9 protein-coding genes are annotated in these 12602 nt (G+C 47.2%); 7 read left to right on the top strand and 2 right to left on the bottom strand.

The window, feature by feature from the left end; translation table 11 throughout:
• The first annotated feature begins 39 nt into the window (after positions 1-39).
• The 3 genes from BN1938_RS11400 to BN1938_RS11390 all read left to right on the top strand — a co-directional run bounded on the left by BN1938_RS11400 (position 40) and on the right by BN1938_RS11390 (position 3394).
• Complete coding sequence (locus BN1938_RS11400) at positions 40-1050, top strand: asparaginase (protein ID WP_050640694.1); 1011 nt, start codon at positions 40-42, stop codon at positions 1048-1050.
• Between the two features lie 33 nt (positions 1051-1083).
• Positions 1084-2502: a purine-cytosine permease family protein gene (locus BN1938_RS11395; protein ID WP_050640693.1), complete on the top strand. Its 1419-nt coding sequence runs from the start codon at positions 1084-1086 to the stop codon at positions 2500-2502.
• Between the two features lie 130 nt (positions 2503-2632).
• Positions 2633-3394, top strand: a complete 762-nt coding sequence (locus BN1938_RS11390) for a creatininase family protein (protein WP_050640692.1) — start codon at positions 2633-2635, stop codon at positions 3392-3394.
• A 120-nt stretch (positions 3395-3514) separates the two neighbouring features.
• Here BN1938_RS11390 and BN1938_RS11385 read toward each other — a convergent pair whose 3' ends face one another.
• Together BN1938_RS11385 and BN1938_RS11380 are read right to left on the bottom strand one after the other, a co-directional pair.
• The gene (locus tag BN1938_RS11385; RefSeq protein WP_082202943.1) at positions 3515-5071 is read right to left on the bottom strand and encodes a response regulator; all 1557 of its coding nucleotides are present in this window, start codon (positions 5069-5071) and stop codon (positions 3515-3517) included.
• Positions 5049-6875: a sensor histidine kinase gene (locus tag BN1938_RS11380; RefSeq protein WP_050640690.1), complete on the bottom strand. Its 1827-nt coding sequence runs from the start codon at positions 6873-6875 to the stop codon at positions 5049-5051. The genes BN1938_RS11385 and BN1938_RS11380 overlap by 23 nt, the downstream gene beginning before the upstream one ends.
• Positions 6876-7070: 195 nt before the next feature.
• On the opposite strand from BN1938_RS11380, the gene BN1938_RS11375 reads away from it, so the two are divergent.
• From BN1938_RS11375 to BN1938_RS11360, 4 genes are all read left to right on the top strand, one after another.
• Positions 7071-8375, top strand: coding sequence for an ABC transporter substrate-binding protein (locus BN1938_RS11375; RefSeq protein ID WP_050640689.1), 1305 nt, complete (start codon positions 7071-7073; stop codon positions 8373-8375).
• A gap of 294 nt (positions 8376-8669) precedes the next feature.
• Positions 8670-9545, top strand: a complete 876-nt coding sequence (locus BN1938_RS11370; protein ID WP_050640688.1) for a carbohydrate ABC transporter permease — start codon at positions 8670-8672, stop codon at positions 9543-9545.
• Positions 9538-10368, top strand: a complete 831-nt coding sequence (locus BN1938_RS11365; protein WP_025655876.1) for a carbohydrate ABC transporter permease — start codon at positions 9538-9540, stop codon at positions 10366-10368. The genes BN1938_RS11370 and BN1938_RS11365 overlap by 8 nt, the downstream gene beginning before the upstream one ends.
• A gap of 34 nt (positions 10369-10402) precedes the next feature.
• Positions 10403-12529, top strand: coding sequence for a glycoside hydrolase family 36 protein (locus tag BN1938_RS11360; protein WP_050640687.1), 2127 nt, complete (start codon positions 10403-10405; stop codon positions 12527-12529).
• Positions 12530-12602: the final 73 nt, after the last annotated feature.

Raw genomic sequence — 12602 nt, 5'->3', positions numbered from 1 at the left:
ACAGGTGCCCGTGAATATCAGGAAAGGTGTAATTAGGTTATGAAGAAGGTATTGTTATTGACCACGGGAGGTACGATCGCGGCCAGACAGGGAAAGCAGGGACTTACCCCGGATATTAAATGCGGGGATATTCTGGATATGCTTCCCGAATTAAAACAGCATTTTCTGATAGAAAGCAAGGATATACTGAATTTGGACAGTTCCAATATTCAGCCGGAAGAATGGCAGTACATCGCAAGAATTGTGGCGGACAGGCTTCCGGATTTTGACGGAGTCATTATTACACATGGAACCGATACAATGGCTTATACGGCTTCCGCTTTAAGCTATATGCTTCAGAACCTGAATAAACCGGTAGTATTCACCGGTGCGCAGATTCCGATTGAGCAGATGTTCACAGATGCAAAACGGAACCTGCAGACGGCGTTTGCCGCGGTGGACGCGGGGATCCCAAGGGTTATGATTGCATTTGACGACAAGATCATCAATGGATGCAGGGGCGTGAAGGTTCGGACCCTTGGATTTAATGCATTTGAGAGCATTTCGGCGCCCTACCTGGGCGAGGTGTATGCGGACGGCGTACACCTGTATGATAAACTGGATGTCAGCGGCAGAGAAGGGAAGGATTTCTGCCTGAAAGAAAATCTTTGCCCGGATGTCTTTCTACTGAAGCTGATTCCGGGAACCAACCCGGATATATTTGACAGGTTGCTGGAAATGAAATACCGGGGAATCATTATAGAAGCATTCGGTGCAGGCGGGACACATTTTGAAAGAAGAAACCTGGTCCCTAAACTGGAGAAACTTATCCACAGCGGGATTTCTGTAGTTGCGAGGAGCCAGTGTTTATACGAAAAGAGTGATTTCTCTCTTTATGAAGTTGGGAGAAAGCTTTTGGATTGCGGGGTGATACAGGGAAGAGATATGACGACGGAGGCAATAGTTACAAAACTGATGTGGGCCTTGGGCCAGACAGAAGACAGCAGCAAAGTGAGGGAGATATTCAATACGGATTATGCCGGCGAGGTTACGCTGGGATACGGTAAATAGCCCGGGAATGAGGGTAAGATTAAGGAGGTATTTATGCAGGAGAAAGTAAAAAACATAACACCGGAGGAAACAGTTGACGAAGAATTCATGCTGGAAGCCGTTCCTATGAAAAAACGCCGTTCTACCTACAGCCAGGTCATGGTATGGGTAGGGTTTGGCTATGTGGCAACAGGCCTGTTTGTCGGCGGTACGCTGGCAGGCTACGGCGGTGCTCCGGGACTGAACCCCGGGGAGGCAATTCTGGCGATAATCCTGGGGATGGGGGCATTATTCGTAATGACTTCCCTGCTGGGAGTAGCGGCACAGAGGACGGGACTCAATCTGGCGTTAATTTCCAGATACTCATATGGAAGCAAGGGATTCATCATACCAATGGCAATGATGGCACTTATGACATTCGGCTGGTTTTCCAGTATCGTAGGTATGGTAGCCGATATCTGGGGCGGCCTGATCGGCAATCCATCCGGCATTATTGTATTTAGCCCGGCGGCATGGGGATACCAAGCGGTACCGGATATTACGCTGGAAGTCCTGATTGCGGTTGTTGTATGGGGTGTTGTATTTACATACAGTGCGGTGAAAGGGATCAGTGCAATCGAAAAAGTTGCCAAATTTGCATGTCCGATTATTCTGGTAGTTGCCATTGTAGTAGGCGTGGGGATGATGAGAGAAGGCGGCGGCTTTGGAAGTTTTATGGATAAAGCGAACCAACTCGGCGGCCTGGGGCTTGGAACTGGTATCACGGCGGTTGTTGGAAGTTGGATTGCCGGCGCGGTTATGGGCGTGGATATGTTCCGTTTTAACAAGAGCGTTAAGGCAGTGTGGCTGTGTGCTGCATCCTGCTTTATTTTCACCAATCCGCTGCTTAACATTGTAGGTTATATCGGAAGTGTAAGCGTAGGACAGTATAACTATGTGGCATGGATGATGGGACTGAATGTGGTATTTGCATTTATCGGTGTATTCGCATGGACCACGTCTCTGTGGACAACTGATAACAGCGAGCTGTACTGTAACTCCCTTTATACAGGGCCGATCCTGGATGCTGTTGGCATTAAGGCAAACAGAAAAGTGCTGGTTGCGATCTGCGGTATCCTTGGAACCATATTAGGGGCAATCGGATTTTACCAGATATTCTTTGCGAACTTCATTAATACATTGGGAGCAATGGCTCCGCCGCTGTGTGCACCGATCCTGGCTGACTACTATCTGATCGGGCATAAAAAGTATGACCACAAACTTCTCCATAAACAGCCGAAATGGCGCTGGGCAGGAATCGTTTCTTTTATCGTGGGCGCTGCACTGGGATATATCTTCCAGTACGTTACAACATTGCCGTACAACCTGCCGGCAGGTCTGTTTGCAATGATCGTATCGCTGTTTGTATACTATATCATCTATCGTTTTACACCGGATAAGAAGGAAGACGAGAAATTAATGGAGACTTTGTAGTATCGCTTCAAAAGCAAGGTATACCCAAAGGGCGCCCCGTAATGCATGCCCCGCGGGCGGTTTTTTCAGCAAGCTAAAAAAAATAAGGTATAATGGAATTAGCAGATCAAAAAAAGAAAGGGGTTTTACAATGAAAAAAGTATTTTTAAATGAATTCAGCGCTCTGGAGGTGCAGGAATTACTGAAAAATGCAGACCAGGTAACAGCGATCACCTGTTTCGGATCCTGCGAGAGCCACGGCTGGCACTGCTGTCTGGGACCAGATTATTTTGTCCCCACAGAGGTGGCAAAAAGAGTGGCGGAAAAGCTGGATAATGTCATTGTAGTTCCATGCGTTCCATTTGGAACATCCATCCATTACAACCAGTATCCAATGTCAGTCACCCTTCGTTATGATACAGAAATAGCAATCGCAGAGGACATATTTGAGAGTTTGATCAACAACGGAATCAAACATATCTATATCCTGAACGGGCATGACGGAAATATACCGGCGCTTGAGATTGCGGCGCATAACGTAAAGAACCGCCATAAAGACGCCAAATTCCTCTATCTGCCTGACTGGTGGACCAAGGTAGGCCCGATCATGGGAGACCGCTTCGAAGTATGGAACGGCCTGGGCCACGGCGGAGAGGGCGAGACATCCATCATGATGGCTGTACGTCCTGAACTGGTGAACCTGGAGCATGCCAAGAGCCAGGTACCGGAGAAGGTGATCGAGATCAACGAGACAACGGGCATCATCTGGGATATTAAAGAGATCACAGAGACCGGAGCTACGGGAGATCCGACCAAGGCAAGCATCGAAAAAGGGAATCAGATGCTGGATATCCTTGTTGGACTTGTGGCCGATGCGATTGAAGAAATGAATAAAAACGGGTGGACTTACTAGATCGAAGAAGCAGCATGAAAATAAGCACTGGAATGCAAGTCATTCCGGTGCTTATTTTATACTCCTAAGGCTTTCTGAAACTTACGAATTGAAAAATGATAGCAGGGACTGTTTACACTGCTACATGTTCCGGTATTCGTTCGGGGACAGACCGGTAGAATTTTTAAAGCTTCTGCTGAAATAATGCTGATCAGAGAACCCGAGCATTTCACTGATTTCCCGGATGGAGAGCTCGGGGTTCAACAAAAGTTCTTTTGCATCCTCGATTCTCAGCGAATTGATTAATTTCAAAGGGGACTGCCCCTTTTGCTTTTTAAATATTCTGGTCAGATAGGAGTGGTTAAAATGATATTTATCAGCCAGATCAGTTAGATTCAGATTTTCCCGGTAATGGAGGCGGATATATGCATCAAGTTCCTCTATCGTAACCTCTATATCAGTAGGAATCGCTGAGGTTAAGGCGATCCAGTGTGCAAGTTCTGAAGCGATCATTTCACCGGAAGCAAGCAGATCATTTTGTGTTTCCAATATATCAAAGACATGCAGGTACATCTTTTCATAGTCGTGATCCGAGATATATAAGTCCTGCTGCAGCATGTTTAATAACTGCATCAGTACCTTTTCCACCCAGGTCTGGGGATAGGGATGCTCCTTCCATTCTTCAAACAACTGCATCAGTGCGGTTTTGAAACCGGCAGTGTTATTGGATGAAATCATGGTATGCATGTAGCTGACAGAAACCTTTGAAAGAATTGCGGGGGGAAGGATAGGATCCTCTGCCGGCAAAGCTATTAAGGAAGACTTTCCAATTACAAGGGAAGAGAGCATCCGGTTTCTCAATGACTGGAGAGACTGATTCAGCTGCGGGAATGTTACGTAATTCCTGTCATAGACAAGATTAACGGTGGACGTATGCAGGGATTGCTGTATATATTGGAAAATCAGCGGTGCAGTGCATTCCGGAGGCCCGGATAACTCCGCCGTAACCAGTAAGAATATATTCTTGTTTTCAAATGGAAATATCCAGTATCCCGAGCATGAAAATTCCGCATCATTGACCAGCGAATCCCAGGAAAAGCGGGGCAGTGAATCCGGCATACCGGAACAGATGGCGGATTCAGAAAAGTGTTTGTGTTTCTGGCTGCGCAGATAGAGATTATCCAGGCAGACTAAAAATAAGGAAAAAGAAGTCTGACCGAGTGTCCTGCTTAACTTAACCAATTCGGGCGGGAATTCTTCGGCGTTCAGCTGGTGCCGCAAGGTGCGGTATATATCCGCCTTCTTTTTTCCCATAATAGCATCCCTGAGTGAAAACAAAATATTTTTCAGCTGCTCCGGCTGCAGCGGTTTTAAAAGATAATCCTTTACGCGATAGGTCAGCACTGTGCGGGCATACTCAAAATCATCGTAACCACTGACGATAACCGTTGAAATATCGGGATAATCTTCATACAGAATCCGGGCCAGTTCCAGGCCGTCCATAATGGGCATCCTGATGTCTGTAAAAACAATATCGGGGGGATTGTCCCGGATGATTTCCAGCGCTTCTTTTCCATTATAAGCCTCCCCAATAATCTGAAAATCGGGGGATACTGCGGATATTTTCTTCTGGATGTTTTTTAAAAGAAGGTTTTCATCCTCTACGACTAAAACCTTAATCGGATAATTTTTCATCATTCTTATCTCCTATGTTTTGTGTCAGGGGACCGCCGATAGTAACACACGCCCCGTTTCCGGGAAGGTTATCTAAACTGAAAATGAGGTCCTGCTTATATTTTAAAAAGAGCCTCATATAAAGGTTCAAAATCCCCATGCCATTTATGGAAAGCTCGGGAAGAGGCTTCTTCCAGTCGATTTCCAAAACCTTCTTATGAAAAGAATCCAGAAAATCGGGCGGAAAACCGGAACCGTTGTCCTTAACCTGTATGACCCAGCAGGAGTCCTTAATATATCCGGTTATATGTATCACCCAGGGAGGATCCACATTCAGCGCGTATTTGATACAATTTTCAACCAGCGGCTGAATGAGCAGCCGGGGAACCTTGATTGGTGAAAGGGAATCATCCATATTGATATGAAACTGGATTCTTTCACCATATTTTACCTTGATCAAATATATATAGGAACGAAGATGTTCCAGCTCCTGCCAGAGCGCCACGTCCATTGAAGAGTTGGATGACATATAGCGCAGAAGAACCGACAGTGAATCACACATTTTAACCGCCTGCTCATTTTCCCCATCTTCGGCCAGAATACTGATAGAAGCCAGAGTATTATATAGAAAATGCGGATTCATCTGTGACTGCAGTGCCAGCATCTTGGCGTCGGCAGCCATGGTATGGGCAGAAATGGCATCCTGCAGCGAGTCCTGCAGATTCTGCTGCATCTGTTCAAAGGAGCGGTACAGAGAATCCAGTTCCTTGAAGGTACTTTTATAATCCGGCAGTTCGTATGAGCTTAAGTTGTCAAAGGTAAGAGCATGCGCCGTTTGCTCCAGCTTCTTCAGCGGGATGGTCATCTTATTGGCAATCTGCCAGGTGATAAACAGGAGCAGGATTAATAATAGGAAGGATGCAGTAATCAAAAGCGTCCGGAATTGATAGAATGAAGCGAAAATCTTTGATTCTTCTGCAGTGACAAACACGGTCCAGTTCGTAAAGTCGGAAGCATGGCACGCGAACAGGGTGGAAGCGTTATCCCGGGTTTGGTAAATCGTGGACTGGGGGGCGGACTCCGGTGACCTTGCGAGCTCCAGCATACGTTTTTTCAGGTTCTGAGGGGGTCTGGCCTCATAAGGATATACCAGTGTCCCACCGCTGTCATAAACGTATATATGTTTGATTTCCTTTTGGTTGTGAAGCGCGTTCTTTATCTTTTTATCTAAATAAGAATACTCCAGCTGCAATTCCAGAACTGCAGTCTGATTCATGGTATCATCCGGGGAAAAAGCGCGGCAGAGAGATACGACCGGGGTCTCGGAGCTGTTAAGCTCGGGAATATGAGGCGGTAGGATCTTTTTCTTGCCATAAGCTAAAAGGGTTGGGTTAAACCAGGAGATCTCGTGAAAACTTTCCGGATCCCGGATGGAAAAAATACTGTTATTGCCTACATAGATATAATGTCCTTCGATGTCTGCAATGTTGAGGCTCATATGGTTGAAAGAAAGCTTAATAATATCAAAAAGCGTGGTGGAAAATGCCAGCTTATTATTATAGGAATCGATATCATGGGAATATAGATCCCGGACAAGATAGGAGTGGAGTGGATCAGAGCTGACAATACGTTTGGAAAGCTCATCAATCTGCTCCATCTGTGTATCCAGGAGTGTGGAGATATTATCACAGTCGGCCTGGAGCTCGCTGGTTGCATTCTTTTGGAGTGTGTTGCCCAAAATAATATAAAGAATAACCATAAAAATCACAATAATTGGGAAAATCAATGCAGCGTATCTAAAAAAAAGTTTAGAGTGTAGAGATTTCATTTATTGCACCTCGTTTCACAATTAGAGTACTCAAATATTACTTATAAAAATTATAGAGGAACTAATGAGAAAAATCAATAGAGCCGGAAAGCTGGTACAAAATGTGCACAACATCAGGTAGATTTTTTCTAAAGCTTTATTTGAGAAAGACGATATAATAGCATTATAAGGTTTACAGGAAAAAGGAGGAAGGATATGAGAAACAAAAAGTTAGTAAAAATGACAGCTATGGCGGCCACCGCGGCAATGATGATGACGCTTGCGGCAGGATGTGGGAATTCGGGTTCTGATACATCGGACAAGAAAGAAGACGCCACGGCATCAAAAGGCGGATCAACAATCACAATCGCGGCGTCCGCAGGATGGGTAAAGGACATTGATAAAGAACTGGCGGCAAAGTATGAGGAGGAATCCGGCAATACGATTGAGTGGCAGGTCAGCCCGGACGATCAGTATGAGAATGTACTGAACTCCAAATTATCGGTAGGGGAAGGCGCGGATATCTTCTACATACGTTCCGGAGTAACGATTAATAAATACCAGCCGGAGAAATACATGCTGGATATGTCGGATCAGGAATGGGTGTCCCGCTATACCGACTGGGCGAAGGAAGGCGTATCGAACGACGGAAAAATAGTACAGTTCCAGACATGGAGCGTAGACGGCTGGGGAATCCTGTATAACAAGGACATTTTTAAAGAAGCCGGCATTACAGAAGTTCCAAAAGACTATGAGAGCTTTAAAGCGGCATGCGACAAAGTCCTGGCAGCAGGCAAAACTCCGATCTATGAGCCGGGCGCAGCACAGTGGCATCTGGGAACCTGGCTGGGGGGAATGACAACCCAGGAAGAGGCAGAGAACGAAGGATTTTATGCAGGCCTGAATGATAACAGTGAAGTCTTTGCAGGAAAAGAAGGACTGGCAAAATCACTGGATCAGATGGTTGAACTGGAAAAAGCGGGATACTTCGGCAAAGACTTTATGGCAAACACCTGGGAAGACATGGTAGCCAAGATGGCATCCGGCGACTATGCAATGGGCGTTGTATACACCACATTCCCGGCAGAGGTCGAGGCAGTGAATCCGGAAATGACACAGGATACCTGGGGCATGTTCCCGATTCCGTTGAATGACAACAAAGAATTCGGCGTATCCGCAGGCGGAATTGGACGTTGTGTAAATAAGGATACAAAAGTAGCGGACGCTGTTATGGACTATTTCGAATTCTTATCACAGCCGGAGAACCTGACCGCATATTATGATGCACGAAAAGACCTTGGACCATGTTCCTTCACCGATATCCCGGGTAATGTGCCGGCGGCATACGAAGACGTTATAAACAATGCATCAGGCACAGGATTTACGGCGGAAGACGGTGTTTTATACTGGGACAACGCACAGGTTGGAAACTTAATGCAGGGCATGTTCCTGGGCAACTCCAGTGCAGAGGATGTACTCAAAGGGATTGATGACCTCAGACAGCCGAGTTTTGGCAAATAGGGAATAAGTTATACCCAAAGGGCACCCCGTAACGCATGCCCTTCGGGCGGGTCTGCAGCAAAGCTGCAGAACAATGTATGGCTGGGAGAATGGCTTTTGTCGGCCATTCTCCTTTTTTATGACATAGGAAATTCCTCCGGGAGGATGCACACGCCGCGATAAGGTATATAGCCGCAAAGCGGCATCGCGGCGGCGCCAAAGTGTGCAAGCCCCTCATGAGTGAGAGGGTGGGGCGTTGAGGTGGGCTTGCCCACTTTGTTATACAAAAAATACTTAAAAAGTTAGAGGCGAAATATGTATAAGAAAAAATTATATGGGATGAGGTTTATACTGCCTGCATTTATTTTATATACAGTTTTGTATATTATCCCAACCATTGCAGGAATGGTAATCTCAATGACAGACTGGAATGTAACACGTCCGGATATACAGTTTATTGGTCTGCAGAATTTTGTGGATATCTTTACATCAAAGGGCGGGAATTATCTGGCAAGCATAGGACACACGTTTGAGTTTACGGTAGTTACCGTCATTTTAAAAACACTTTTGGGCTTAGGCCTGGCGCTTTTGCTGAACAAGGGCCTGAAGAGCCGGAATCTGTTTCGGACGATATTCTTTCTGCCCTATGCGCTGGCTCCGCTGATTATAGGTATTACATTTGTATCAGTTCTCAAGCCCAACGGACCGCTGAATATCATTCTGGAAGCCTTGGGGATGTCTGGGCTGACGCATTCCTGGCTGACGGAGAGCGCCACTGCCATGGGCTCCACGATGATGGTAGAGGTGTGGCGGATGGCAGGCTGGAATATGATGATTCTCCTGGCGGGCCTGCAGATGATATCGGAAGAGTATTACGAGGCAGCATCCATAGACGGCGCCGGGGCATGGAAAAAGTTTACAAAGATCACGCTGCCGTTTCTGCGTCCGTCATTGATGACAGTGACCGTATTAAATACAATCCACGGCCTGCGGGTATTTGACATCATCTACTCATTGACAGGTGGAGGACCGGGCGGCCTGACGGAGGTCATTAACACGCAGGTATTCAAAGAATTCGGCATGGGCCGTTATGGAATGGCGAATGCGCTGAATGTCGTCATATTCCTGATGACAGTCATCATAGCGGTAGGGCTCCAGAGAGCGCTGAGCGGAAAGGGGAAAAATGAATAAAAACAAAACATATAAAAACCTGAGAAAATTACTGAAGTTTCTGTTTATTGCCGCCAGCAGCTGCATCATACTTGTGCCGATCTATTTTATTGTGGTGAATTCCCTGAAAACAGTGGAAGAGTCCAGGATGCTGAGTTTCAGTCTGCCAGAAGTTTTCCAGTGGGGGAACTACCTCGAGGTAATCAAAGCAGGATCCCTGGTGCGGGCTTTTGGCAACAGCATGCTGATGGCAGGTGTGTCTACGGTGATCGCTGTTCTGGTCTCTTCTATGGCGGCCTATGCCTTGAGCCGACGGCGTTCAAAGGCGCATAACAGGGTTTATCTGTACTTCTTTATGGGGCTGATCGCACCCGTGAATTATGTTACCACACTGTTCACCTTAAAGTTTCTGCATCTGCAGAATACATATCTGGGGATTATCCTGGAATTTGCGACCCTGGGAATTCCATTCCTGGTGTTCCTGTACTATGGATTTTTCGATAATATCCCCCGGGAACTGGATGAAGCGGCTGTCATAGATGGATGTACCCCGTTTCAGTTATTTTTCAAGGTGATCTTTCCGCTGCTGAAGCCGGCAACCATAACGGGGATCGTTCTGAATTTTCTGGGTGCATGGAATGACTTTGTCACACCGCTGTATCTCCTCAGTGATAATAAAAAACTGGGAATGACAAACTCAATCTATAATTTCTTTGGCGAGCATTTCAATGACTGGAATATGGTATTTGCGGACATTATCCTGACAATCGCGCCGATCTTAATCATCTATATCTGCGGACAGAAGTACATTGTCAGCGGAACGGCCGGCGCGGTTAAGGGGTAAGCAAGCCCCAAAATAAAAATGCGGGGAGAAGACTATGAAACAGTGGGATTATATATTAGGCGGTATAACCTTGCGTTATATCCGGGAGGATTTGACAGGCCATATTTCCATGGTGCTGCTGCCAGAGGGGATGGATTCCTGCTTTGAAAAGAGAAGAACCGAAATGAGAATGCGGAATAACATCTGCAATGCATGGGATATAGGGGCGCTCTGCCATCTGTCTCTGCGCCATCATGCCCAGGGAAACGGTGCGGGCTGTACACTGAAATATGGAGAGAGTACAGAGAAGCTGCGGTATAAGAGCCAGGAAAAAACGAAAGAAGGAAATGTGGTCCGCATTATTACCTTATTAGAGGCCGAAGAGGGGTACTGCGTCAGGCATACGGTGACATATACCGAGGGGGAAAGCGGCATTGAAGTGGAAAATGAGTTTCAAAACCATTCGGAAAGACCCTTTACGTTAGATATGATGACCAGCTTTTCTTTGGATAATCTGAGTCCTTTTCAACCAGATGATGCGCCGTATCAGCTGAGGCTGCATCGATTCAGAGGCGGCTGGAGCCTGGAGGGAAAGCACCAGGCGGATACAGTGGAAGAACTGAACCTGGAAGGCACCTGGTTCCGGGCATTTCCGGAGAGTGAGCGCTATGGCTGCCTGGGGGCCCATACGGTAAAGCGCTGGTTCCCGTTCGGATGCGTGGAAGACCGGGATGCGGGGGTATTCTGGGCGGTTCAGATGGAAGCGGCCTCCTCCTGGCAGATGGAATTTTCAAGGGACGGAGACTGCTATTCCTTATCCGGAGGCGTGGCGGACTGTGAGTTCGGCGGCTGGTGGAAAGAAATATCTCCAGGCGGAAGCTTTCTGGCCCCAAAGGCATATATAAGCGTAAGCTCCTGCGGGCTGTGGGACGTGTGCCAGAATATCACGGACATGTTTCATAAATATGCGGATCTGCAGCCGGATTGTGAAAAGGAACTTCCGATTCTTTTTAATGAATGGTGTACAACCTGGGGGAAACCTACCGGAGAGGAAATACTCACTTTGGCAGAAAAATTAAAAGAAACGCCGGCAAAGTATCTGGTGATTGATGCCGGGTGGAGCAAAAAAGAGCGCGAAGACGGGGACCCTCAGGGCGGAAACGGGGAATGGGAACCTGATCAGGATAAATTTCCGCATGGCCTTAAGTATCTTTCACGGTGCCTTAAGGACGCAGGACTTCGAACAGGGATCTGGATGGAGTTCGAGGTGACGACAAAGGGGGCAAATGTGCACAGCGGCACATATGATTCTATGCATTTATACCGGAATGGGGAGGTGATACAGACAGGGGGAATCAGGCGCTTCTGGGACTTCAGGCAGACGGAAGTTACGCAGTATCTGAAAGAAAGGGTGCTGGATTTTCTGAGGGAGAACGGGATCCAATATCTAAAGGTGGACTACAACGGCTCCATCGGATACGGGTGCGACGGTGCGGAAAGCCCGGGTGAAGGGCTGCGGCAGCAGATGCAGGCGGTTCACCGATTCTTCGGTATGCTCCGCAGGGAATATCCGGAGCTGGTTATTGAAAACTGTGCGTCGGGAGGACACCGGCTGGAACCCTCCTTAGTAAAACTTACCGCCATGAGTTCCTTTTCCGATGCGCATGAGTGCCGGGAGATTCCGTATATAGCGGCAAACCTTCATCAGCTGGTGCTGCCCAGGCAGTGCCAGGTCTGGGCGGTGATCTCTCCCGAACTTGAGCTGCAGGAAATCCAGTACCGCCTGATTTCCGGAATGCTGGGGCGCTTCTGCCTGTCGGGGCCCGTGCAGGATTTAAACGCGGAACAATGGCAGGAAGTGAAGGACGCCATGCGTTTCTACGGGAAGGCTCGGGAAATCATCAAGAAGGGAAGAAGCAGGCTTGTGCGGACCGGCAGGAACAATCAGCACCATTTGGAAGGCGCACAGATTTTATTTCGGGAAATGGAAGGAAAAGTATTAGTGATATATCATGCTTTTTCGAATCCTCCGACCAGCATCGGGGGGATTCTGCCGGAAGGAAAGTGGAAAATAACAGACGCTTTTGGCAGAAAATGCAGATTAGAACTTGGAAAGGAGGAATTAAAGATCTGGCCGCAGGACTCCTGGGAGGCCGGCGCGGTCTATTTGGAAAGAGGTTAAGGAAAATGGCTGCTGTTAGACAATTGCACTAATTATGAGACGATCTACCAGAATTATGAGGAAGGAAAAGGAG

The organism is Eubacterium sp. SB2, assembly GCF_001244405.1.
Classification (GTDB): domain Bacteria; phylum Bacillota; class Clostridia; order Lachnospirales; family Lachnospiraceae; genus Faecalicatena; species Faecalicatena contortus_B.
The sequence above is the reverse complement of the archived record's forward strand: the minus strand, read 5'-3'. Positions and strand labels throughout refer to the sequence as shown.